The sequence below is a fragment of the Citrobacter sp. RHB36-C18 genome (assembly GCF_013814485.1).
Taxonomy (GTDB): Bacteria; Pseudomonadota; Gammaproteobacteria; order Enterobacterales; family Enterobacteriaceae; genus Citrobacter; species Citrobacter braakii.
In genome coordinates this window covers 3,937,936-3,963,230 of record NZ_CP057125.1, presented here as the reverse complement: position 1 = coordinate 3,963,230, position 25,295 = coordinate 3,937,936, and the positions used below count along the sequence as shown (strand labels likewise).

Genomic DNA, 25,295 nt, shown 5'->3' with positions numbered 1-25,295 from the left:
CCGTTTTGAATTTTTATTCACTAATTGTGGCTAATTTGTCGATAAATAATCAGGTGAATCGGTTCAGATAAGATATTTTTTCGTTTCAATTCCGTTAAAACTACCCCGTGGTGGGTAAATTTAACATTTGTGCATAGTTACATGTTTGAAACGTTATTTCTGTAATGTTGTTAAAATATGCCCCCTTTACTGATTTCAATCAAAACCTGTATGGACAGAAGGTGAATACTTTGTTACTTTAGCGTCAAGAACATGAAATTGGTAAGACCAATTGACTCCGGGCAAATGGCTTAAGACAGGAAATCATGGCCTACAGCAAAATCCGCCAACCAAAACTCTCCGATGTGATTGAGCAGCAGCTGGAGTTTTTAATTCTTGAGGGGACACTTCGCCCCGGAGAAAAACTCCCACCGGAACGCGAGCTGGCAAAACAGTTCGACGTCTCCCGCCCCTCCTTACGCGAGGCGATCCAACGCCTTGAAGCGAAGGGGTTACTGCTTCGTCGTCAGGGCGGTGGCACTTTTGTTCAGAGCAGCCTGTGGCAGAGCTTTAGCGACCCACTGGTAGAGCTGCTCTCCGACCATCCTGAATCCCAGTTTGACCTGCTTGAGACGCGCCATGCGCTGGAAGGTATTGCAGCCTATTACGCTGCACTGCGCAGCACGGATGAAGACAAAACGCGTATCCGTGAACTCCACCATGCGATCGAGCTTGCTCAACAGTCCGGCGATCTTGACGGCGAATCTGACGCGGTACTCCAGTATCAAATTGCTGTCACCGAAGCGGCACATAATGTGGTGCTGCTCCATTTGCTAAGGTGTATGGAGCCGATGCTGGCCCAGAACGTTCGGCAAAACTTCGAATTGCTGTATGCGCGTCGCGAGATGCTGCCGCTGGTGAGCAGTCACCGTACCCGCATCTTTGAAGCAATTATCGCCGGGAAGCCTGAAGAAGCGCGTGAAGCGTCTCACCGTCACCTGGCTTTTATCGAAGAGATTCTGCTGGACAGGAGCCGTGAGGAAAGCCGTCGTGAACGCGCCTTACGCCGTCTGGAGCAACGAAAGAATTAGTGATTTTTCTGGCAGAACGTTAACCAGAAGATGTTGTAAATCAAGCGCTATCGAAAGGCGCGGCAACTAAACGCAGAACCTGTCTTATTACGCTCTCTGGTGAGAACGTAATGGGACAGGTTCCAGATAACTCAACGTATTAGATAGATAAGGAATACCCCCATGTCAGAACGTTTCCCAAATGACGTGGATCCGATCGAAACTCGCGACTGGCTACAGGCGATCGAATCGGTCATCCGTGAAGAAGGTGTTGAGCGTGCTCAGTATCTGATCGACCAACTGCTTTCAGAAGCTCGCAAAGGCGGCGTGAAAGTAGCGGCAGGTGCTGGGGCCAGCAATTATGTAAACACTATTGCCGTTGAAGATGAACCGGAATACCCGGGCAATCTGGAGCTGGAGCGTCGTATTCGTTCTGCTATCCGCTGGAACGCCATCATGACCGTACTGCGCGCGTCTAAAAAGGACCTCGAGCTGGGTGGCCACATGGCATCCTTCCAGTCCTCCGCAACGGTGTATGATGTTTGCTTCAACCACTTCTTCCGTGCACGCAACGAGCAGGATGGCGGAGATCTGGTTTACTTCCAGGGCCACATCTCTCCGGGCATCTACGCTCGCGCATTCCTGGAAGGTCGTCTGACTGAAGAGCAGATGAACAACTTCCGTCAGGAAGTACATGGCAAAGGCCTGTCTTCCTACCCGCACCCGAAACTGATGCCGGAATTCTGGCAGTTCCCGACCGTATCTATGGGTCTGGGCCCAATCGGTGCAATCTACCAGGCTAAATTCCTGAAATATCTGGAACACCGTGGCCTGAAAGATACCTCTAAACAAACCGTTTACGCCTTCCTGGGCGACGGCGAAATGGATGAGCCAGAATCTAAGGGTGCTATCACCATCGCGACCCGTGAGAAACTGGACAACCTGGTCTTTGTTATCAACTGTAACCTGCAGCGTCTTGACGGTCCGGTCACCGGTAACGGCAAGATTGTCAACGAACTGGAAGGCATCTTCGCGGGCGCTGGCTGGAACGTTATCAAAGTCATGTGGGGCGGTCGTTGGGATGAGCTGCTGCGTAAAGATACCAGCGGTAAACTGATCCAACTGATGAACGAAACCGTTGACGGCGACTACCAGACCTTTAAATCCAAAGATGGCGCATACGTACGTGAGCACTTCTTCGGTAAATACCCGGAAACCGCAGCCTTGGTTGCTGACTGGACTGACGAGCAGATTTGGGCTCTGAACCGTGGTGGTCACGATCCGAAGAAAGTCTACGCTGCACTGAAGAAAGCGCAGGAAACCAAAGGCAAAGCAACTGTAATCCTGGCCCATACCATCAAAGGTTACGGCATGGGTGACACCGCCGAAGGTAAAAACATCGCTCACCAGGTTAAGAAAATGAACATGGACGGCGTGCGTTATATCCGCGACCGTTTCAACGTTCCTGTGACCGATGAGCAGGTTGAAAACCTGTCTTACATCACCTTCCCGGAAGGTTCTGAAGAGCACACTTATCTGCACGCTCAGCGTCAGAAACTGCACGGCTATCTGCCTGCTCGTCAGCCGAACTTCACCGAGAAGCTGGAACTGCCTGCTCTGGAAGACTTCGGTGCGCTGCTGGAAGAGCAGAACAAAGAAATCTCCACCACTATCGCTTTCGTTCGTGCCCTGAACGTGATGCTGAAGAACAAGTCGATCAAAGATCGTCTGGTTCCGATCATCGCTGACGAAGCGCGTACTTTCGGTATGGAAGGTCTGTTCCGTCAGATCGGTATCTACAGCCCGAACGGTCAGCAGTACACCCCGCAGGACCGTGAGCAGGTTGCTTACTATAAAGAAGACGAGAAAGGTCAGATCCTGCAGGAAGGCATCAACGAACTGGGTGCTGGCGCATCCTGGCTGGCTGCTGCGACCTCCTACAGCACCAACGATCTGCCGATGATTCCGTTCTACATCTACTACTCCATGTTCGGGTTCCAGCGTATCGGTGACCTGTGCTGGCAGGCAGGCGACCAACAGGCTCGCGGCTTCCTGGTAGGGGGAACTTCTGGTCGTACGACGCTGAACGGCGAAGGTCTGCAGCACGAAGATGGTCACAGCCATATTCAGTCTCTGACTATCCCGAACTGTATCTCTTACGATCCGTCTTACGCGTACGAAGTTGCGGTCATCATGCACGATGGTCTGGAGCGTATGTACGGTGAGAAACAAGAGAACGTTTACTACTACATCACCACGCTGAATGAAAACTACCACATGCCGGCAATGCCAGCAGGTGCCGAGGAAGGTATCCGTAAAGGTATCTACAAACTCGAAACCCTCGAAGGTAAGAAAGGTAAAGTTCAGCTGCTGGGCTCCGGTTCTATCCTGCGTCACGTGCGTGAAGCAGCACAGATCCTGGCGAACGACTACGGTGTAGGTTCTGACGTTTACAGCGTAACCTCCTTCACTGAACTGGCGCGTGATGGCCAGGATTGTGAACGCTGGAACATGCTGCACCCGATGGAAACTCCGCGCGTTCCGTACATCGCTCAGGTGATGAACGACGCTCCGGCAGTGGCATCTACTGACTATATGAAACTGTTTGCCGAACAGGTTCGTACTTATGTACCGGCTGATGATTATCGCGTACTGGGTACTGACGGCTTCGGTCGCTCTGACAGCCGTGAAAACCTGCGTCACCACTTCGAAGTTGATGCTTCTTATGTGGTTGTAGCGGCCCTGGGCGAACTGGCTAAACGTGGCGAAATCGATAAGAAAGTGGTTGCTGACGCAATCATCAAATTCAACATCGATGCAGATAAAGTTAACCCGCGTCTGGCGTAAGAGGTAAAAGAATAATGGCTATCGAAATCAATGTACCGGACATCGGGGCTGATGAAGTTGAAATCACCGAGATCCTGGTCAAAGTGGGCGACAAAGTTGAAGCTGAACAGTCGCTGATCACCGTAGAAGGCGACAAAGCCTCTATGGAAGTTCCGTCTCCTCAGGCAGGTATCGTTAAAGAGATCAAAGTCTCTGTTGGCGACAAAACTGAGACCGGCAAACTGATCATGATTTTCGATTCCGCCGATGGTGCAGCAGCCGCTGCACCTGCTCCGGCAGAAGAGAAGAAAGAAGCAGCTCCGGCAGCAGCACCTGCTGCGGCAGCGGCGAAAGAAGTACACGTACCGGACATCGGCGGTGACGAAGTCGAAGTTACCGAGGTTATGGTTAAAGTGGGCGACACCGTTGCGGCTGAACAGTCTCTGATCACCGTTGAAGGCGATAAAGCGTCGATGGAAGTCCCGGCGCCGTTCGCGGGCACCGTTAAAGAGATCAAAATCAACACGGGCGATAAAGTGTCTACCGGTTCTCTGATTATGGTCTTCGAAGTTGCAGGCGCAGCGCCTGCTGCAGCACCGGCTCAGGCGGCAGCTCCAGCAGCAGCGGCGGCTCCGGCAGCTTCTGGCTCGAAAGAGGTTAACGTTCCGGATATCGGCGGTGACGAAGTTGAAGTCACTGAAGTGATGGTTAAAGTGGGCGATAAAGTTGCCGCTGAACAGTCACTGATTACCGTTGAAGGCGATAAAGCGTCGATGGAAGTTCCGGCACCGTTCGCGGGCACCGTGAAGGAAATCAAAATCAGCACCGGTGACAAAGTCAAAACCGGTTCTCTGATTATGATCTTCGAAGTTGAAGGCGCAGCACCTGCTGCCGCTCCAGCTGCCGCGGCTGCACCGGCTCAGGCTGCTAAACCAGCCGCAGCTCCGGCCGCGAAAGCGGAAGGTAAATCTGAGTTCGCTGAGAACGACGCTTACGTTCATGCAACACCGCTGATTCGTCGCCTGGCGCGCGAGTTCGGTGTAAACCTGGCGAAAGTGAAAGGTTCAGGCCGTAAAGGTCGTATCCTGCGTGAAGACGTTCAGGCTTACGTGAAAGACGCTATCAAGCGTGCTGAAGCTGCTCCGGCAGCAGCAGGCGGCGGTATTCCGGGCATGCTGCCTTGGCCGAAAGTGGACTTCAGCAAGTTTGGTGAAATCGAAGAAGTGGAACTGGGTCGTATCCAGAAAATCTCTGGTGCTAACCTGAGCCGTAACTGGGTGATGATCCCGCACGTTACTCACTTCGACAAGACCGATATCACCGATCTGGAAGCGTTCCGTAAACAGCAGAACGCCGAAGCTGAAAAACGTAAACTGGACGTGAAATTCACGCCAGTGGTCTTCATCATGAAAGCCGTTGCCGCCGCTCTGGAACAGATGCCACGCTTCAACAGCTCTCTGTCTGAAGACGGTCAGCGTCTGACCCTGAAAAAATACATCAACATCGGTGTCGCGGTGGATACGCCGAATGGTCTGGTTGTTCCGGTCTTCAAAGACGTGAACAAGAAGAGCATTACCGAGCTGTCTCGTGAACTGACCACCATCTCCAAGAAAGCGCGTGATGGCAAGCTGACCGCTGGCGAAATGCAGGGCGGTTGCTTCACCATCTCCAGCATCGGTGGCCTGGGTACGACCCACTTCGCGCCGATTGTGAACGCGCCGGAAGTGGCTATCCTCGGTGTCTCCAAGTCCTCTATGGAGCCAGTGTGGAACGGTAAAGAGTTTATGCCGCGTCTGATGATGCCGATTTCGCTCTCCTTCGACCACCGCGTAATCGACGGTGCTGATGGTGCGCGCTTTATTACCATCATCAACAACATGCTGTCTGACATTCGCCGCCTGGTGATGTAAGCGAAAAAGCCGGCCCGACGGCCGGCTTTTTTCTGGTAATCTCATGAAGTCAGTGAGGTTATTGTGCGAAAGACAAATCGGTTGCCGTTTGTTGTTTCAAAATTGTTAACAATTTTGTAAAATACGGGCGGATAGAACGACCCGGTGGACGACGGGTATAAATTAAGAGGTCATGATGAGCACTGAAATCAAAACTCAGGTCGTGGTACTTGGGGCAGGCCCTGCAGGTTACTCTGCTGCCTTCCGTTGCGCAGATTTAGGTCTGGAGACCGTCATCGTAGAACGTTACAGCACCCTCGGTGGTGTTTGTCTGAACGTCGGCTGTATCCCTTCTAAAGCGCTGCTGCACGTAGCAAAAGTTATCGAAGAAGCCAAAGCGCTGGCTGAACACGGTATCGTTTTTGGCGAGCCGAAAACCGATATCGACAAGATTCGTACCTGGAAAGAAAAAGTTATCACTCAACTGACCGGCGGTCTGGCGGGTATGGCCAAAGGCCGTAAAGTGAAAGTGGTTAACGGTCTGGGTAAATTTACCGGGGCAAACACCCTGGAAGTTGAAGGTGAAAACGGCAAAACCGTGATCAACTTTGACAACGCGATCATCGCGGCGGGTTCCCGTCCGATCGAACTGCCATTCATTCCGCATGAAGATCCGCGCGTGTGGGATTCCACCGATGCACTGGAACTGAAAACTGTTCCTAAGCGCCTGCTGGTAATGGGCGGCGGTATTATCGGTCTGGAAATGGGTACCGTTTACCATGCGCTGGGTTCAGAGATCGACGTGGTTGAAATGTTCGACCAGGTTATCCCGGCTGCCGATAAAGACGTGGTTAAAGTCTTTACCAAACGCATCAGCAAGAAATTCAACCTGATGCTGGAAACCAAAGTAACTGCCGTTGAAGCGAAAGAAGACGGTATCTACGTTTCCATGGAAGGCAAAAAAGCGCCTGCTGAAGCTCAGCGTTACGATGCAGTGTTGGTGGCTATCGGTCGTGTACCGAACGGCAAAAACCTCGACGCGGGCAAAGCTGGCGTGGAAGTTGATGACCGTGGCTTCATCCGCGTTGACAAACAGCTGCGTACCAACGTGCCGCACATCTTTGCTATCGGCGATATCGTCGGTCAGCCGATGCTGGCGCACAAAGGTGTTCACGAAGGTCACGTTGCCGCTGAAGTTATCGCCGGTAAGAAACACTACTTCGATCCGAAAGTTATCCCATCCATCGCATACACTGAACCAGAAGTTGCATGGGTTGGCCTGACTGAGAAAGAAGCGAAAGAGAAAGGCATCAGCTTTGAGACCGCCACCTTCCCGTGGGCTGCTTCTGGTCGTGCTATCGCTTCCGACTGCGCAGACGGTATGACTAAACTGATTTTCGACAAAGAATCTCACCGTGTTATCGGTGGTGCGATTGTCGGTACCAACGGCGGCGAGCTGCTGGGTGAAATCGGTCTGGCGATCGAAATGGGTTGTGATGCTGAAGACATCGCGCTGACCATCCACGCGCACCCGACTCTGCACGAGTCTGTGGGCCTGGCGGCAGAAGTGTTCGAAGGTAGCATCACCGACCTGCCAAACCCGAAAGCGAAGAAAAAGTAATCTTCCCGCTTTTGTGAAAACGCCTCTTCGGAGGCGTTTTTTTTGCCTGAAAGCTACCAGTTCTGGTAGTCATCTTATTGATATTTCCACTAAAAAAAATTGCGCAACTGCCGATACTTTTTTCGCCATTGTGTGGCTACTGGCCGCGCGGTTAAGAGGCTCTGGATTCTCTATTACACGAAAAAAGGAAATAACATGTCTTTAAAAAAAATCGCGGTTGTTGGCATGGTTGTCGCGACAATGACGCTGACTGGTTGTGGCGCGATGACCACCGCCGTTAAAAAACGTAATCTCGAAGTGAAAACGCAGATGAGTGAAACCATCTGGCTGGAGCCTTCCAGCGAGAAGACCGTCTACATTCAGGTAAAAAACACTTCTGATAAAGACATGAGCAACCTGCAAACCCTGCTGGCAAACGACCTGTCTGCGAAGGGCTATAAAGTGACCAGTTCACCAGACAGCGCTTACTACTGGGTGCAGGCGAACGTACTGAAAGCGGACAAAATGGATCTGCGTGAAGCTCAGGGCTTCCTGAAGACCGGCTATGAAGGGGCAGCGGTGGGTGCTGCGTTGGGGGCGGGGATCACTGCCTATAACAGCAACTCCTCCGGCGCGGCGCTGGGCGTTGGCCTGGCGGCGGGGCTGATCGGTATGGCCGCGGATGCCATGGTAGAAGACGTGAACTACACCATGGTCACTGACCTGCAAATCTCTGAGCGCAGCAAAGCGAAAGTGACAACGGATAACGTTGCCGCACTGCGCCAGGGCACGTCCGGTATCAAGCTGCAAACCAGCAGCGCGCAGGGCGATCGCGCAAAATACCAGACCCGCGTCGTGTCTAATGCCAACAAAGTGAACCTGAAGTTCGAAGAAGCGAAACCGGTTCTGGAAGCGCAGCTGGCGAAATCCGTCGCTAACATCCTGTAATCTCTCGTGAGTTGGCCGGAGGGGCTTCGCTTCCCCGGTCAACTCACTATTTGACTGGCATTCAGGGCGCTACGGGCTGCCAGTTTTTATCCAGATGATATGCGGTTAACGCCTGGGCTTTCTGCTGTGCATCAGCGCCGAGATCGGCCTGATAGACTTTATCATCACCGTTAATCATAAAACTCATAACGCCTGTGTGATCGTAGCTGACGGGCCAGGCAACCATCGCAAAGCCGCTGGTTTTATCGGGAAGGATACGGAAACGATAGCCGTGATAGCCCGTGCCAGGCTCTTGCGGACTAAAGGCCGGGCCAAGCGGGCTTGGCGCTTCGCCGGGCGAAACAGGCCAGTACAGACCATCTTTTTTCCCTTCAGAACTGACAATCTTTTGCGCGTATTTTTGGTTCATCGCAAAGTAGCTTTGCTGAGCATCTACATAGGCGTGTAATGCTTCAATAGCGGCAAGTTCGTTGCGCCCAATCTCACGGGTCAGGATCTCTTCAGCCGCTTCCTTGATATCAAATTGCCAGCCGGAAGCGGTTTTAACAACCGGGATCGGCAGTTGCCAGTCGCTGTCCCCGACCACCAGGTGTGCGCTATTGCCGTCGATGACGGTATTATGGCGGACCTTCCAGTCGCGCAGGAAGCGATCAACCGCATCAGGATCGACGCCTTCCGGTGGCAGAAACTCGCGCCAGTTTTCCCCGAGCAGGTTGTTCATCGCGCTTTCATTCTGCTCGCTTATCGCGGTTGCTAGGGCATCGGTCGCCTGGTCTGGTGTGCTGAAGGATTGCTGTGCCATCGCGGTGGTCGAAACCATGAATAACACCATTCCACTGAGTAGTTTATTTTTCATGTCGGTTCCCTTAACGATGACGGAATTCACGGTGTTCAGCACGGTCGCCGGATAGCTGGCGAGATGGCTGGTTGCGGGCGACCTGCCTGCTTTGAGCCCCTCGCTGCTGCTGCGCCTGCCAACTGGCGGAGCGACTGTCGTTGCCGCTCAGCGCATTGGCCCGCGGCTGGCTGGTCCGTTGTTGAAGATTGCGCTGCTGCACGTTGCGTTGCTGCGCTGGTTGCGTGACCCGTTTCTCTTGTCGCTGAGTGGCGGCCTGGCGATGTTCATGTTGCTGAGTGTTTGCCCGTTTTGCCGTTTGCGGTTTGGTATCGTAACCACGGTAGTTATTACGCTGGGAAATTTGCTTTAGCTGTTGGCTGGATGCCTGACGCTGGGCGTCTTTCGTTCCCGTACGCGCCGTCTGGGGGAAGGTTTTCCCCGTTGATTTTTCCATCTGACTCAACGCTGCCTGACGCTGGCTATCACGGTTGACCGGTCTTTGCTGGGTTGAGCTTAGGCCCGTAGCCGTGTTAGTGGAGTGGAAACGGTTATTGAGCTGGCTATTAGGGTACGGCACCCCTTCGCGATAGGCCGGGTTGTGCTGCCAGGTACGGTTGGCATCCGTCAGACGCTGTCCACTGATTTTATTGAAGTTATCAACGTTGATATTGATGTTGTTATCACCGTTGCGGTTATAGCCGCCATGGTTATCCCAGTCATCGTTATGATGGTGATCCCAGTCATCGTCGTCATCCCAGTCAATATTGCTGAAGATGGCATAAGTTGTGGCGACGCCGAGGCTGAAGCCTAAACCGTTAACGAAGCTGTTGCCAAACTGCTCGCCGGGCGTTGGCGGTAGATAGGTTGGCGGATAGGCGGTGTTCGGCCAGGTACCGTAAACCGTATTTGGGTTATAGGTGGGAACGTAAATTACCTGCGGGTCGGCGGATTCAATTTTGATTACCGTTGGGCTTGCTGAGGCGGCGGTCGTGGCTGTTGTGGTCGGTGACTCGCTGGTAACGGTTTTAGCCGGAGCTGCTTTGGCCACGGTGGTAACAGTCTGCTGCGGTGTTGATTGCAATGCTCCGGTCTGTTGCGCCAGCGCACGCAGGCGTTGAACGGAATCCATAACCTCTTTCGGCTGCGCAAGGAATGCATCGCCCAGGCTCTGTACCCACGGCGGATTTTCACCCATCAGCGACATCAGCTGCGGAAACGCCACCAGCGATTTTACGCTGGGATCCCAGGGTTGGCTGGCAACGGCCTGAATGGCGGCATCACCCTGCATTTTGGGATTGTCTTTTGACCACTGCGCGGCCTGGATGACGTTGGCCGGGTAGGTTGAGGCCATCAAAATTTGCGACAGCAGTGAATCCGGATAGAGCGCGATAGGCGCAACCCACTGGTCGATTTGTGCCGATGTGTACGTAGGGGCTGCGGTGGGCGCTGGTTGATCGGCCGGGGCAGGGGCCGCTACGGGAGCTGGAGCCGGTGCGGACGGTTGCTGTGCGACGGGGGCTGGAGCTGCTGGCTCCGTTGCGCGACTTTTAACGAACATCACGCCAGAGGCGGCAAACAGCCCGGCACTGCACAGAAGGACAAGCAGATGTGGCTTAAAGGGCAACTTCATAAAATGACTCCAACGAGACAAGCGCTGTGCCGTGAGGCGTTCTGTTGCCGCGAGTATTATTCACCCGTGTTAGATAGTTTTGACTTTTATTGGGGATTCACCCGGCAGGTCCGGAAAAAGAGTGTGAAGATTTATTACACAATTATATCTGATGGCTGAAAAATCGCTGAAATATTCAGCATGTCGCGTTTGAAAATCAACCGTTTCACATCGTTTTTAGGGAGCCTAAATTACGCCCCGCCTTGTCGCTACACCATTCTTAACGATTCAGCCAATTTTTTATGTTGCTTTTTTGTAAACGGATTAACACTTAATGAAAATCCTGTTATTGTGCCTTACGCGGTACCGGGCATTTACCCTACTAACTACTGTCTCACAGGAGCGTGAAGAGAATCGCCCATCTACAAAAGCGCCGCATTATGACAATGAGAGCGAGGAGATATCGTCGTGCTAGAAGAATACCGTAAGCACGTAGCTGAGCGTGCTGCCCAGGGGATTGTGCCAAAACCGTTAGACGCAACCCAAATGGCCGCACTTGTCGAGCTGCTGAAGACCCCGCCTGTGGGCGAAGAAGAATTCCTGTTAGACCTGTTGATCAACCGCGTTCCTCCTGGCGTAGATGAAGCCGCTTATGTTAAAGCGGGTTTTCTCGCTGCCGTCGCGAAAGGCGACACCACCTCCCCGCTGGTGACGCCAGAAAAAGCCATTGAACTGCTGGGCACTATGCAGGGTGGTTACAACATTCATCCGCTGATCGACGCGCTTGACGACGCAAAACTGGCGCCGATTGCCGCCAAAGCGCTCTCTTCAACGCTGCTGATGTTCGATAACTTCTACGATGTAGAAGAAAAAGCCAAAGCGGGCAACGAATATGCGAAGCAGGTAATGCAGTCCTGGGCCGATGCCGAATGGTTCCTGAACCGTCCTGCTCTGGCTGAAAAAATCACCGTTACCGTGTTTAAAGTGACGGGTGAAACCAACACCGATGACCTCTCTCCGGCACCGGACGCATGGTCTCGCCCGGATATCCCTCTGCACGCGCTGGCGATGCTGAAAAACGCCCGTGAAGGTATCGAACCGGACCAGCCGGGCGCGGTAGGCCCGATCAAACAGATTGAAGAACTGCAGAAAAAAGGCTACCCGCTGGCTTATGTGGGTGACGTTGTTGGTACCGGCTCTTCGCGTAAATCTGCAACCAACTCCGTACTGTGGTTCATGGGCGATGATATCCCTCATGTACCGAACAAGCGCGGCGGCGGTCTGTGTCTCGGCGGCAAAATTGCACCTATCTTCTTTAACACCATGGAAGATGCGGGCGCACTGCCAATCGAAGTGGACGTCTCGAACATGAACATGGGCGACGTGATTGACGTATACCCGTTCAAAGGAGAAGTGCGTAACCATGAAACCGGCGAATTGCTGGCAAGCTTTGAGCTGAAAACTGATGTGCTGATCGACGAAGTGCGCGCTGGTGGCCGTATTCCGCTGATCATCGGTCGTGGCCTGACTACCAAAGCGCGCGAAGCGCTGGGACTGCCGCACAGCGACGTATTCCGTCAGGCGAAAGACGTGGCGGAAAGCAGCCGCGGCTTCTCTCTGGCGCAGAAAATGGTGGGCCGCGCCTGCGGCGTGAAAGGTATCCGTCCGGGCGCGTACTGCGAACCGAAGATGACCTCTGTGGGTTCTCAGGATACCACCGGCCCGATGACCCGTGATGAACTGAAAGACCTGGCGTGCCTGGGCTTCTCTGCTGACCTGGTGATGCAGTCCTTCTGTCACACTGCCGCGTATCCAAAGCCGGTTGACGTGACCACGCACCACACTCTGCCGGACTTCATCATGAACCGTGGCGGCGTGTCGCTGCGTCCGGGCGATGGCGTAATCCACTCCTGGCTGAACCGCATGCTGTTGCCGGATACCGTCGGCACCGGTGGTGACTCCCATACTCGTTTCCCGATTGGCATCTCCTTCCCGGCGGGTTCTGGCCTGGTGGCGTTTGCTGCTGCGACCGGCGTGATGCCGCTGGATATGCCGGAATCCGTTCTGGTGCGTTTCAAAGGCAAAATGCAGCCGGGGATTACCCTGCGCGATCTGGTACACGCCATTCCGCTGTACGCGATCAAACAGGGTCTGCTGACCGTTGAGAAGAAAGGTAAGAAAAACATCTTCTCTGGCCGCATCCTCGAAATCGAAGGTCTGCCGGATCTGAAAGTGGAGCAGGCGTTCGAACTGACCGATGCCTCCGCTGAACGTTCCGCTGCCGGTTGTACCATCAAACTGAACAAAGAGCCGATCGTTGAGTATCTGAACTCTAACATCGTTCTGCTGAAGTGGATGATCGCTGAAGGTTACGGCGATCGCCGTACGCTGGAGCGTCGTGTGCAGGGGATGGAAAAATGGCTGGCGGATCCGCAATTGCTGGAAGCCGACGCTGACGCAGAATACGCGGCGGTGATCGACATCGATCTGGCGGATATCAAAGAGCCAATCCTGTGTGCACCGAACGATCCGGACGACGCGCGTCTGCTGTCTGACGTGCAGGGCGAGAAGATCGATGAAGTCTTCATCGGCTCCTGCATGACCAACATCGGCCACTTCCGTGCGGCGGGTAAACTGCTGGATGCACACAAAGGCCAGTTGCCGACGCGTCTGTGGGTGGCTCCGCCAACCCGTATGGATGCGGCGCAACTGACCGAAGAAGGCTACTACAGCGTGTTTGGTAAGAGCGGTGCGCGTATTGAGATCCCAGGCTGTTCGCTGTGCATGGGTAACCAGGCGCGTGTGGCTGACGGCGCAACGGTGGTTTCGACCTCTACCCGTAACTTCCCGAACCGTTTAGGTACCGGGGCGAACGTCTACCTGGCTTCTGCGGAGCTGGCGGCGGTTGCGGCGCTGATTGGCAAACTGCCGACGGCGGAAGAGTATCAGACCTATGTGGCGCAGGTTGATAAGACGGCGGTGGATACTTACCGTTATCTGAACTTCGACCAGTTGTCTCAGTATACTGAGAAAGCCGATGGTGTGATTTTCCAGACCGCGGTGTAATACGCAAACGCGATTTGTGTAAAAACGCATCAATGCCCGGAGAAGTCTGCTTCTCCGGGCATTTTTATTTCTATTCCTTATACCCGCTACGCTTTTTTTCTGCCGCGCTGCTGCGATAATTACAGCAAGGCGCAATGCGGTATTGGCGCATTGCCGGGAGCAGAGGAAGACATTATGGATTACGAATTTCTGCGCGATATTACCGGACTGGTAAAAGTGCGTATGTCCATGGGCCACGAGGTGGTGGGGCACTGGTTTAACGAAGAAGTGAAAGAAAACCTGGCCTTACTTGATGAAGTGGAACAGGCGGCGCATGCGGTGAAGGGCAGTGAGCGCTCCTGGCAGCGAGCAGGGCATGAATACACGCTCTGGCTGGATGGTGAAGAGGTGATGGTGCGCGCCAATCAGCTGGAATTCTCCGGAGATGAAATGGAAGAGGGGATGAGCTACTACGACGAAGAGAGCTTTTCACTTTGCGGCGTAGAGGACTTTCTTCAGGTCGTGGCGGCGTACCGCGAGTTTGTACAACAATCCTGAGATATTTCAGATATCAATGAAGCCGGGTGAGACGAACCCGGCTTTTTTTCATTGAAATGATTATTTGATTTTTATTAATCATTTTAAAACTGTGATCTGCCGCGTTTGCGATCTGTTTTTGATTGAATATAATCGTTATGATTTTATTTAATCACAACACAACAACAGGCGGGAAGACCATGAACATCAAGAAGGCAATAGAACGCGTACCCGGCGGCATGATGGTAGTGCCGTTGGTTATCGGTGCCATTATCAACACTTTTGCCCCGCAGGCGTTGCAGATCGGTGGATTCACCACGGCTTTATTTAAAAATGGTGCGGCTCCTTTGATCGGCGCGTTCCTGCTCTGCATGGGGGCGGGAATTAGTGTAAAGGCGGCACCACAGGCTTTGTTACAAGGCGGTACGATTACGCTGACGAAATTGCTGGTCGCAATCGCGATTGGTCTCGGGGTTGAACACCTGTTTGGTGCAGAAGGCATCTTTGGCTTGAGCGGTGTCGCCATTATTGCGGCAATGAGTAACTCCAATGGCGGGCTTTATGCGGCGCTGGTTGGGGAATTTGGCAACGAACGTGATGTCGGTGCGATTTCCATTCTGTCTTTGAATGACGGACCTTTCTTTACCATGATTGCACTGGGTGCTGCGGGTATGGCAAACATTCCTGTCATGGCGCTGGTGGCAGTTCTGGTACCGTTGGCGGTAGGTATGATCCTCGGTAACCTCGATGCCAATATGCGTGACTTCCTGACCAAAGGCGGTCCGTTGCTCATTCCTTTCTTTGCGTTTGCACTTGGGGCTGGCATTAATCTGGAAATGCTGCTGCAGGGTGGTCTGGCAGGCATTCTGCTTGGCGTGCTGACCACCTTTGTTGGCGGCTTCTTTAACATTCGTGCCGATCGTCTGGTAGGCGGAAGTGGTATTGCTGGCGCCGCTGCATCCAGTACAGCGGGGAACGCCGTCGCGACGCCGCTGGCGATAGCACAAGCCGATCCATCGTTGGCAGAGGTTGCCGCTGCGGCTGCGCCGTTGATTGCTGCGTCGGTAATTACCACCGCTATTCTGACGCCAATTCTTACGTCGTGGGTGGCGAAAAAACAGGCGCGTCAGGCGGTGCAGGAGAAGAAAGCATGAAAATGATCGTTATCGCCGATGATTTTACGGGGTCTAACGATACCGGCGTACAGTTGGCGAAAAAAGGCGCACGCACTGAGGTCATGCTTACATCGGCACAGAAGCCTTCTCGTCGCGTCGATGTTCTGGTCATCAACACGGAAAGTCGGGCGATGCCTGCAATGCAGGCCGCAGCAACTGTACAACAGGCGTTAGCGCCATGGTGTGAAGAAGCAATAAAACCGCTGGTGTACAAAAAAATCGACTCGACATTCCGTGGCAACGTAGGGGCTGAAGTTACTGCTGCCATGCACACAACTGGTCGGACTCAGGCCGTTATTGCGGCGGCGATTCCTGCCGCCGGGCGTACCACACGGGATGGATTATGCCTGGTTCATGGCGTACCGCTGTTGGAGACGGAATTCGCCAGCGATCCGAAAACGCCAATTCTCTCTTCACGTATTGCTGAACTGGTCGCGTTACAAAGCGATATCCCGGTACATGAGGTGTCGCTAGCGGATGTGCGTCGGGGAAGCTTGAGTGCGTTGCTGAGCGGATTCGCGACAGCAGGTGAATGTATGGTGGTGGTGGATGCGCAAGAGGAACGAGATCTCGCGTTGATTGCTCAGGCGGTCTGTGAGCAAAAACAGATGCCACTACTGGTCGGGGCGGCGGGGCTTGCAAATGCGCTACCGGCCGGAACGTTTATGCAAGAAAAGCAGGAATTGCCGGTGTTGGTTGTGGCGGGCTCAATGAGCGAAGCAACGCGACGTCAGGTGGAAAAGGCCTTGTGTCAGGACCGGGCAAAGGTGGTGGACGTTGATGCCGCACGCCTGGCAGGGTCAGAATTCGAGCAGGAAATGGCCTCCGTTATTGAGCAGGCTTGTGGGCTGTTGAGTCAACAACACCACACGATCCTGCGCACCAGTCGGCGTGCTGAAGACCGGGATATGATCGACGCGCTGTGTCGTAACGTGGAAATGAGCCGACAACAGCTAGGAGAACTGCTGAGCCAGCGTCTCGGAATGATAACGCTGCACATTATTGAACAGGCACGTATCGGCGGCTTGTTCCTGACCGGAGGTGATATTGCCACGGCGGTCGCCAGTGCGTTGGGAGCCGAAGGGTATCGCATTCAAAGTGAGGTTGCCCCCTGTATTCCGTGTGGAACGTTTGTGAATAGCGAGATTGATGACTTGCCTGTGATTACCAAAGCGGGCGGATTCGGTTCTGACACGACCCTTTGTGATGCGCTGTATTTTATTGAGGAGATGTACCGTGGTAACTAAAACAATTGCGATTACGATGGGAGATCCGGCGGGGATTGGTCCGGAAATTATTGTTAAAGCGCTACGCGAGGATGAGCTTAACGGTGCGCCGTTAGTGGTGTTTGGGTGCCTGAAAACGCTGCATCGATTGCAGGCCCAGGGGTTGGCCGAAGGGGTGACATTTCGCGCTATTGAACAGGTCGCCGATGCCCGATTTACATCAGATACGATTCATGTGATTGATGAACCGTTGGCACAACCCGATGAACTTGTTCCGGGAACCGTACAGGCGCAGGCGGGCGATCTGGCCTATCGCTGTGTGAAACGCGCGACGGAACTGGCAATGAAGGGCGATGTACATGCGATTGCGACCGCGCCGTTGAACAAAGAAGCATTGCATCTTGGTGGACACAATTATCCCGGACATACGGAACTGCTGGCAACGCTGACGGAAAGTCGTGATTACGCAATGGTGCTGTACACAGACAAACTGAAAGTCATCCATGTTTCCACGCATATCGCTCTGCGCAAATTCCTCGATACACTCAATGGGCAACGTGTCGAAACGGTGATTGGCATTGCTGATACTTTCCTGAAGCGCGTAGGCTTTGCGCATCCGCGTATTGCCGTTGCGGGAGTGAACCCACATGCCGGTGAGAATGGCCTGTTTGGTGATGAGGAAATCCGTATTGTCGGGCCTGCGATTGAGAATATGAAGGCGAAGGGGATGGATGTTTACGGTCCGTGCCCACCGGATACCGTGTTTTTACAGGCTTATGAAGGCCAGTATGACATGGTCGTGGCGATGTACCACGACCAGGGGCATATCCCACTGAAGTTGCTCGGTTTTTATGATGGTGTAAATATCACAGCAGGTTTGCCGTTCATTCGTACTTCTGCCGATCATGGTACGGCATTTGATATCGCCTGGACGGGAAAAGCAAAATCTGAGAGCATGGCCGTATCGATCAAACTGGCAATGCAACTGGCGTAATTTACTGTTATGAAAGGGCAACACCGTCTGGATAAGATAGTGGCGTATTTGAAAAATCATACGCTGGTTACCGTGGAACAATTGGTTGATGCGGTTGACGCTTCACCAGCAACGATCAGACGCGATCTCATTAAGCTGGATGAACAGGGTGTGATCAGCCGTAGCCACGGCGGTGTTGCGTTACGACGCTTTGAAGCGGCGCAGCCGACCACGAACGAAAAGCAACTGCGTTCGCGTGCTGAGAAACGGGCGATTGCGCGTTTTGCCGCCTCAATGGTGCGCGCGGGCGATGCCGTGGTGCTTGACGCCGGTACCACGATGCTGGAACTAGCAAAATGTTTGACGCATTTGCCGCTGCGCGTCATTACCGTTGATCTACACATTGCCCTGTTTTTGTCAGAATTTCGCCAGATAGAGGTGACGATCGTCGGTGGGCGCATCGATGACAGTAGCCAGTCCTGTATTGGTGAGTTTGGCCGGAAAATGTTGCGCAGCGTCTATCCTGATATCGCTTTTATGAGCTGTAACACCTGGAGTATGGAAAAGGGCGTAACCACGCCCACGGAAGACAAAGCGGGATTAAAGCAGGAAATTATTGCTAATGCTCAACGCAAGGTATTACTGGCGGATAGCAGTAAGTACGGCGCGCATTCGTTATTTAACGTCGCGCCGCTCAGCCGCTTTACCGATGTTGTTACCGATGTGAATCTAGCGCCAAACGCGCAGGCTGAATTAAAAGCGCAATCCGTTGCCCTCACGCTGGTTCATCCAGAGTAACGGTAATATCAACCGTGGTCGTGCCAGAGATTATTTAACGTAAGCCAACAGGCTCAGGGAGTCACGTGCCAGCGCTTTGCATTTCTTGGCCGTTGGGATGCCTATACCGCTGAGGTCGCGGTAGCTGTCTTCACCCAACGCTTTCATATTGAAGGTGTCGTAATTACTTAGGTCCCACTGGTTTTGCTGGGCAAAAAAGACCAGTGCGCGACGAATCTGCCCATTTGGCAAATTCTGGTATCCACAGTCATTTTTCAGAAAAACAAAAACTGCCGTTAAATCGGCCATATCTTCGGCTTCGGACTCACTAAGCGCGTAGCTGTTTGCGCATACGGCCATCAGGCTGCCGAACAAAACGGTTCTGAAAAACGTCTTCATTGCTTCTACCACTGCATCACGGAATTTAAACGTTAGCACACTGCGAGCGAAGCGACGACCTTTATTATTAGCCGTTTACTTGACCTTCCCGTAAGGGGAAGGCTTATGCTTAAAAGATAGCCTGCTTAAGCTGCTGAATATAAGGAAGTGATTATGCAACGTCGTGACTTTTTAAAGTACTCCGTGGCGCTGGGCGTCGCGTCAGCGTTACCTCTGTGGAGCCGGAGCGTATTTGCTGCAGACCGTCCCGCATTACCCATTCCAGACCTGTTAACCGCAGATGCCTCTAACCGTATGCAGCTGATCGTGCAAGCCGGACAGTCGAGTTTTGCCGGTAAAACAGCCACGACCTGGGGATATAACGGTAGTTTGCTCGGGCCGGCGGTCAAGCTGAGTAAAGGGCAATCGGTGACGGTGGATATCCATAACCAGCTTGCCGAAGAGACGACGTTGCACTGGCACGGGCTGGAAATCCCCGGTGAAGTCGACGGTGGCCCGCAAGGTATTATTCCGGCGGGTGGGAAACGTTCTGTGACCTTCACACCGGATCAGCGCGCGGCAACCTGCTGGTTCCACCCGCATCAGCATGGGAAGACTGGTCATCAGGTGGCGATGGGCCTGGCCGGACTGGTGCTGATTGAAGATGAAGAGATTCGCAAGCTGCTGCTGCCTAAGCAGTGGGGCATTGATGATGTGCCGGTGATTATTCAGGATAAACAGTTCTCTGCTGATGGTCAGGTTAACTATCAACTGGACATCATGACCGCTGCCGTCGGCTGGTTTGGCGATACGCTGCTGACCAATGGGGCGATTTATCCTCAGCATGCTGCACCGCGCGGTTGGCTGCGCCTGCGTCTGCTAAATGGTTGTAACGCACGCTCACTGAATATCGCGGCCAGCGACAATCGTCCTTTGTACGTTATTGCCAGCGACGGCGGACTGTTGGCGGAGCCAGTAAAAGTGACCGAACTTCCTATGCTGATGGGCGAACGCTTTGAAGTGCTGGTGGATGTGAGCGACGGTAAAGCGTTTGATCTGGTCACTCTGCCTGTGGGTCAGATGGGCATGGCGATTGCGCCATTTGATAAGCCGCATCCGGTGATGCGCGTTCAGCCGCTGCTGATTACCGCTTCCGGCACGTTGCCGGATACGCTGACATCCATGCCGGCGCTGCCATCGTTTGAGGGGCTGACGGTGCGCAAACTGCAATTATCGATGGACCCAATGCTCGACATGATGGGCATGCAAATGTTGATGAAGAAGTACGGCGCTCAGGCTATGGCGGGTATGGATCATGGCAAGATGATGGGCCATATGAATAATGACAATATGGGCCACGGGAACATGAAGCATGGCAATATGAACCACGGTGAGATGGGGAATATGCAGCATGGTGACATGGGCAACATGAAGCATGGAACATTCGATTTCCATAATGCCAACCGGATTAATGGTCAGGCGTTTGATATGAATAAACCGATGTTTGCCGCGGCGAAAGGTCAACACGAACGCTGGGTGATTTCCGGTCAGGGCGACATGATGCTGCATCCGTTCCACATTCACGGCACGCAGTTCCGTATTCTGTCTGAAAATGGCAAAGCGCCTGCTGCGCACCGCGCGGGATGGAAAGATACGGTGCGGGTAGAGGGCGGCGTGAGCGAGGTGCTGGTGAAATTTGACCACGACGCGCCAAAGGAACATGCCTATATGGCGCACTGCCATTTGTTAGAGCATGAAGACACCGGGATGATGCTCGGTTTTACCGTATAAACAGCGGCGGATAGCGGTGGCGCTATCCGCTAAATGTTTATTTCAAAAACGGATTATTACTCTATCGTCGAGTAAAGGCATTCATATACTGATGAGGTTAATCACTCATCACGAGGTATTCATGGCCCTTTTGCGTAAAGTACTGACGGCATCTTTTATTATGCTTCTGGCGGTTTCGGCACAGGCTGCGATGAAGATGGAACGCCAACAGATTTCAAAACTGAATTTAAGTCTCGAAATTCCGCAGACGCTCACGCCGATGCCGGACGAAATGGCAAAAATCAAATACCCTTCTGAAAACCGTCCACAGGTGATTTACGGTGACGAACGCGGTAAAGCGTCTCTAGGTATTACCGCCGGGCGCAACGCGTTGCCTGCCGCTCAGTTGGATATGGCAAAGGATGCGACACTGAAGATGCTGACCAACTTCAAGCCGCAGGCGGAACCTGTCACGGTTGATGGGCATAAAGCGTGGCTGATTACTTTCCGTTCTCAAGCGCCGGATACTGAAATTCTCAATATGCTGCTGATTACCTCGCAAAACGAGAAAGCGGTGCAGGTCTCCTTCAATATGACCAAAGATCTGGTGGCTCAGTATCAGGAAGCCGCAAAAGCGTCGTTACTGTCACTGAAGTTTGAATAAAAAAACGCCCGCTGATTAGCGGGCGTTGTCCATTTTACTTCGCGTCGTCCGGCAACGCGTATGCCACGATATAATCGCCCATCTTGGTGCCAAATGAGCCGTGGCCCCCGGCGGATATCACCACATATTGCTTACCGTTAACTTCATACGTCATCGGCGTTGCCTGGCCGCCTGCCGGAAGCCGACCCTGCCACAGTTTTTCACCGTTGCTCATGTTGTATGCGCGCAGATAGTTATCGGCAGTCGCGGCTATAAACAGCACGTTACCCGCGGTGGAGATAGGTCCACCCAGCATCGGCATTCCCATATTGAACGGCACCGGAACCGGCATTGGGAATGGCATGCTGTCCTGTGGTGTGCCAATGCGTTTTTTCCACACTACTTGATTGGTTTTCAGATCTACGGCGGAAATGTAGCCCCATGCTGGCTGTTTACACGGCAGGCCAAATGGTGAAAGGAATGGATTAAGCGTTACGCCGAACGGTACGCCGTACTGCGGCTGAATACCGGACTCCGTGCCAGTACCTTTGGCATCTTTCGGCGGCTCCATCGGATTGCCGGGACCGCGTGGGATCAGCTTAGAAACGAACGGCAGCGCCATCGGGTTGGCAATGGCTACCTGACGGTTGGGATCAACGGAAATGCCGCCCCATTCGAACATGCCGAGGTTACCCGGGAACACCAGAGTGCCTTGCTCTGAAGGCGGGGTAAAAATGCCTTCATAGCGCAGCTGGTGGAACATTACGCGGCACACCAACTGATCAAACATGGTTGCGCCCCACATATCCGCACCACTGAGATCTTTTTGCGGACGGAAACTGAGATCGGAGAACGGCTGGGTTTTGCTGACATAATCACCTTTGGCTGCACCTTGCGGCACCGGTTTTTCCGGGGCAGGCACCACCAGTTCACCATTACGGCGGTCAAGCACAAAGATATTACCGGTTTTTGCCGGGGCATAAATGACCGGAATTTTCTCTCCATTGACGTTGATATCCGCCAGGGTTGGCTGCGCCGGTAAGTCCATATCCCACAGATCGTGGTGAACGGTCTGATAGCTCCAGGCCAATTTCCCGGTCGCGGCATTTAACGCCAGAATGGCGCTGGCGTAACGTTCCTGTTCCGGTGTGCGGTTACCGCCCCAGATATCCGGCGTGGTAACGCCCATGGGCAGATACACCAGATCCAGCTTCGCGTCGTAGGCCGCAGGCGCCCAGGAGTTGGGTGAATTAAAGGTGAAGGTATGTTCATCTGACGGGATGAAATTAGGATCCTTGGCACCGGGATCAAACGCCCACAGAAGCTTGCCGTTATTGACGTCAAAACCACGTATCACCCCGGATGTTTCGCGGGTTGAGTAGTTATCGGTTACCGACCCGGCAATAACGATAGTTTTATCGGTGATTATCGGGGGAGACGTCGGTTCGTACAGGCCCGGTGAGGTATCCGGCATATTGGTCTGCAGATTTAAAATACCTTTATTGGCGAAGGTTTCGCACAGCTTGCCGGTCTCGGCATTCAAGGCAAACAGTCGACCATCATTGACCGGCAAAAGGATGCGGCGCGGACAGTCGGCCATCACCTCTGCAGAAACCGTATCCGGTTTGGCTTCATGATAAGAAACGCCGCGACAGGTTACGTGCTGGAAGCTGGTATTGGTATTGAGTTGGGGATCGAAATGCCACTTCTCTTTACCGCTGGCCGCATCCAGGGCGAACAGCCGCTGGTGGGCGGTACACAGATAAAGAGTATCCCCCACTTTTATTGGCGTGACTTCATTGGTGATTTCACCGGGATCGTTGGGTTGTTTTAAATCCCCGGTACGAAATACCCAGGCTTCTTTCAACTGATGAACGTTGTCAGCGTTAATTTGTTTTAACGGTGAGTAGCGCTGACCTTCCTGATTGCGACCGTAAGCCGGCCAGTCCTCGTCGGCAACCGCTGAGATTGCATCGGCCTGAGAGGTATCTGCACTCAGCGTGCCGTGAACCTCTTGTGGGTCGTTGAAGCCAGCCCAGGTCAGGATACCGCCGCTAATCAGCAGGGCCACCACCAGCGCCGCTACTGCGCCACTGGAAGGGATAATCAGGCGATGCCAGACGAAAGGCAGGATAAGCCAGATACCAAAGAAGACTAGGATGTCGCTACGCGGCGTCAGCGCCCAGAAATCAAAGCCGACTTCCCAGACGCCCCAAATCATGGTGGCGAGAAGCAGGGCGGCATACAGCCAAAGGGCGGATCGGTTACTGCGCCACAACAGGAGAGCCACACCGAGCATGGCAAGGCCCGCGATCGGGTAATACCAGGAGCCACCGATGGCGACCAGCCAGCCTCCACCAATCAGGAGATATAGTCCACAAAGTGCCGCAAACAGGGCGCTCAGGGTCACGATAAGCCGTTGAGAACGTACGTTGTTATTTGCCATAAAAAATACCATCACAGGTGTTATTTCTTTAATAGCAGTTAATTATAGGAGCTAAAACGCGTGATAAACGTCACATTATGAACTTTATCAACAGATGCCGCGTATGAATGCTTTTGCTGGTATACTGCGTGCCTTGCGCTTAGATGCTGGCTTATTAAAAGTTAGCATTGAGTGATTTGTTTTTAAATCATATGGTTAGAGATATGAAACATACTGTTGAAGTCATGATCCCGGAAGCGGAGATCAAAGCGCGTATTGCTGAACTGGGACGTCAGATTAACGAACGTTACAAGGACAGCGGCAGCGATATGGTGCTGGTTGGTCTGTTACGCGGCTCATTTATGTTTATGGCCGACCTGTGCCGTGAAGTGCATGTCTCCCACGAAGTCGATTTCATGACTGCTTCCAGCTATGGCAGCGGAATGTCCACCACGCGCGATGTTAAAATCCTGAAAGACCTGGATGAAGACATTCGTGGCAAGGACGTGCTGATTGTCGAAGACATCATCGACTCCGGTAACACGTTGTCCAAAGTGCGTGAGATTCTGAGCCTGCGCGAGCCGAAATCCCTGGCTATTTGTACGCTGCTGGACAAACCTACCCGTCGTGAAGTGGATGTTCCGGTTGAGTTTATCGGATTCTCTATCCCAGATGAGTTTGTTGTCGGCTATGGCATTGACTATGCCCAGCGTTATCGCCATCTGCCGTACGTTGGCAAAGTGGTGCTGCTGGACGAGTAATGTCGGGAGCGCCTGATGGCGCTTTGCTTATTCGGCCTGCACGATACTTCCCCGCAGGCCGAAAAGCGACTTAAGCGTCGCTGCCGCTTGTTGGTATCTGCTTGTGATTGGTATGTTTCTGGCTGAGGTTAGACAGCCCCTGGCGATAGCGCTGCTCCAGCGTCTCGCGACTGGTGGCGGTGACGTCCAGATCGCGCAGCAGGCCATCATGAATACCGTAAGCCCAGCCGTGAATGGTAACTTTCTGACCGCGCTTCCAGGCTGAACGCATGATGGTTGAGTGGCCCAAGTTGTAGACCTGCTCCATTACATTCAGTTCGCACAGGGTGTCAATGCGACGTTCCTGCGGCATTTCGCCCAGCAGTGAACTGTGTTTAAACCAGATATCGCGAATATGCAGTAACCAGTTATCAATCAGCCCCTGTTCTTTATTTTCAATAGCTGCCTGTACGCCACCACATCCATAGTGGCCGCAAATAATAATATGTTCCACTTCCAGCACATCCACCGCATACTGAACCACTGAGAGACAGTTCAGGTCGGTGTGAATAACCAGATTGGCAACATTACGGTGAACAAATAATTCACCCGGCTCAAGACCGGTTAAACGTTCTGCGGGAACGCGACTGTCGGAACATCCAATCCATAAAAAGCGCGGATTTTGTGCGTGAGTCAGCGTTTCAAAAAATCCGGGATCCTCTTCTACCAGCATCTTTGACCATAGCGCGTTGTTGCTGATGAGTGTATCTATGTCTTTCATGGAGGCTGTAACCAATTGAATTGCGTTGCGCTAATATAGGGTAACTCCTGATTTATTAAAACCAAA

Annotated in this window: 19 protein-coding genes; 14 read left to right on the top strand and 5 right to left on the bottom strand. The window is 53.1% G+C overall.

Features of this window, described 5'->3' with window-relative positions; translation table 11 throughout:
- The first annotated feature begins 305 nt into the window (after positions 1-305).
- The 5 genes from pdhR to traT all read left to right on the top strand — a co-directional run bounded on the left by pdhR (position 306) and on the right by traT (position 8,312).
- Complete coding sequence (pdhR, locus tag HVZ52_RS18900) at positions 306-1,070, top strand: pyruvate dehydrogenase complex transcriptional repressor PdhR (RefSeq protein ID WP_003018699.1); 765 nt, start codon at positions 306-308, stop codon at positions 1,068-1,070.
- 162 nt (positions 1,071-1,232) lie between these two features.
- Positions 1,233-3,896, top strand: a complete 2,664-nt coding sequence (aceE, locus tag HVZ52_RS18895; protein WP_016151717.1) for a pyruvate dehydrogenase (acetyl-transferring), homodimeric type — start codon at positions 1,233-1,235, stop codon at positions 3,894-3,896.
- A 14-nt stretch (positions 3,897-3,910) separates the two neighbouring features.
- Entirely contained in the window at positions 3,911-5,785 is a 1,875-nt protein-coding gene (gene aceF, locus HVZ52_RS18890; protein ID WP_181598584.1) for a pyruvate dehydrogenase complex dihydrolipoyllysine-residue acetyltransferase, read from the top strand.
- A gap of 175 nt (positions 5,786-5,960) precedes the next feature.
- On the top strand, positions 5,961-7,385 hold the full coding sequence (gene lpdA / locus HVZ52_RS18885; protein WP_016155701.1) for a dihydrolipoyl dehydrogenase: 1,425 nt from the start codon (positions 5,961-5,963) through the stop codon (positions 7,383-7,385).
- Between the two features lie 195 nt (positions 7,386-7,580).
- Positions 7,581-8,312 (top strand): conjugal transfer complement resistance protein TraT, encoded by a 732-nt coding sequence (gene traT, locus HVZ52_RS18880; protein ID WP_043018444.1) that lies wholly within the window; start codon positions 7,581-7,583, stop codon positions 8,310-8,312.
- Between the two features lie 61 nt (positions 8,313-8,373).
- Here the strand turns inward: traT and HVZ52_RS18875 are convergent, their stop codons facing one another.
- Positions 8,374-9,168: a DUF2950 family protein gene (locus HVZ52_RS18875; RefSeq protein ID WP_094760762.1), complete on the bottom strand. Its 795-nt coding sequence runs from the start codon at positions 9,166-9,168 to the stop codon at positions 8,374-8,376.
- Positions 9,169-9,178: 10 nt separating this feature from the next.
- Positions 9,179-10,780, bottom strand: a complete 1,602-nt coding sequence (locus HVZ52_RS18870; RefSeq protein ID WP_181598583.1) for a DUF3300 domain-containing protein — start codon at positions 10,778-10,780, stop codon at positions 9,179-9,181.
- Between the two features lie 447 nt (positions 10,781-11,227).
- Here HVZ52_RS18870 and acnB point away from each other — a divergent pair, with 447 nt between their 5' ends.
- The 6 genes from acnB to HVZ52_RS18840 all read left to right on the top strand — a co-directional run bounded on the left by acnB (position 11,228) and on the right by HVZ52_RS18840 (position 18,513).
- Positions 11,228-13,825: a bifunctional aconitate hydratase 2/2-methylisocitrate dehydratase gene (gene acnB, locus HVZ52_RS18865; RefSeq protein ID WP_016151723.1), complete on the top strand. Its 2,598-nt coding sequence runs from the start codon at positions 11,228-11,230 to the stop codon at positions 13,823-13,825.
- Between the two features lie 174 nt (positions 13,826-13,999).
- Positions 14,000-14,362, top strand: a complete 363-nt coding sequence (yacL, locus tag HVZ52_RS18860) for a protein YacL (RefSeq protein ID WP_046275362.1) — start codon at positions 14,000-14,002, stop codon at positions 14,360-14,362.
- A 179-nt stretch (positions 14,363-14,541) separates the two neighbouring features.
- Positions 14,542-15,495, top strand: coding sequence for a 2-keto-3-deoxygluconate permease 1 (locus HVZ52_RS18855; RefSeq protein ID WP_016151725.1), 954 nt, complete (start codon positions 14,542-14,544; stop codon positions 15,493-15,495).
- Complete coding sequence (locus HVZ52_RS18850) at positions 15,492-16,763, top strand: D-threonate kinase (RefSeq protein ID WP_181598582.1); 1,272 nt, start codon at positions 15,492-15,494, stop codon at positions 16,761-16,763. Before HVZ52_RS18855 ends, HVZ52_RS18850 begins: the two co-directional genes overlap by 4 nt.
- Complete coding sequence (locus tag HVZ52_RS18845; RefSeq protein WP_181598581.1) at positions 16,753-17,736, top strand: D-threonate 4-phosphate dehydrogenase; 984 nt, start codon at positions 16,753-16,755, stop codon at positions 17,734-17,736. The genes HVZ52_RS18850 and HVZ52_RS18845 overlap by 11 nt, the downstream gene beginning before the upstream one ends.
- Before the next feature lie 9 nt (positions 17,737-17,745).
- Complete coding sequence (locus HVZ52_RS18840; protein ID WP_053389229.1) at positions 17,746-18,513, top strand: DeoR/GlpR family DNA-binding transcription regulator; 768 nt, start codon at positions 17,746-17,748, stop codon at positions 18,511-18,513.
- Positions 18,514-18,543: 30 nt separating this feature from the next.
- Here HVZ52_RS18840 and HVZ52_RS18835 read toward each other — a convergent pair whose 3' ends face one another.
- Entirely contained in the window at positions 18,544-18,891 is a 348-nt protein-coding gene (locus tag HVZ52_RS18835; RefSeq protein WP_003018667.1) for a YacC family pilotin-like protein, read from the bottom strand.
- Between the two features lie 153 nt (positions 18,892-19,044).
- Between HVZ52_RS18835 and cueO the strand changes: the two genes are divergently transcribed.
- Together cueO and HVZ52_RS18825 are read left to right on the top strand one after the other, a co-directional pair.
- Positions 19,045-20,661 carry a multicopper oxidase CueO gene (gene cueO, locus HVZ52_RS18830; RefSeq protein WP_181598580.1) on the top strand — a complete coding sequence of 539 codons (1,617 nt, stop codon included), beginning with the start codon at positions 19,045-19,047 and terminating at the stop codon, positions 20,659-20,661.
- A 121-nt stretch (positions 20,662-20,782) separates the two neighbouring features.
- A complete protein-coding gene (locus HVZ52_RS18825) occupies positions 20,783-21,304 on the top strand; it encodes a hypothetical protein (RefSeq protein WP_080859360.1) in 522 nt (173 codons plus the stop codon).
- Positions 21,305-21,338: 34 nt separating this feature from the next.
- Here HVZ52_RS18825 and HVZ52_RS18820 read toward each other — a convergent pair whose 3' ends face one another.
- Positions 21,339-23,729 (bottom strand): glucose/quinate/shikimate family membrane-bound PQQ-dependent dehydrogenase, encoded by a 2,391-nt coding sequence (locus HVZ52_RS18820; protein ID WP_181598579.1) that lies wholly within the window; start codon positions 23,727-23,729, stop codon positions 21,339-21,341.
- A gap of 203 nt (positions 23,730-23,932) precedes the next feature.
- Here HVZ52_RS18820 and hpt point away from each other — a divergent pair, with 203 nt between their 5' ends.
- Positions 23,933-24,469 carry a hypoxanthine phosphoribosyltransferase gene (gene hpt, locus HVZ52_RS18815; RefSeq protein WP_016151732.1) on the top strand — a complete coding sequence of 179 codons (537 nt, stop codon included), beginning with the start codon at positions 23,933-23,935 and terminating at the stop codon, positions 24,467-24,469.
- 70 nt (positions 24,470-24,539) lie between these two features.
- Here hpt and can read toward each other — a convergent pair whose 3' ends face one another.
- A complete protein-coding gene (can, locus tag HVZ52_RS18810; RefSeq protein ID WP_016151733.1) occupies positions 24,540-25,229 on the bottom strand; it encodes a carbonate dehydratase in 690 nt (229 codons plus the stop codon).
- Positions 25,230-25,295: the final 66 nt, after the last annotated feature.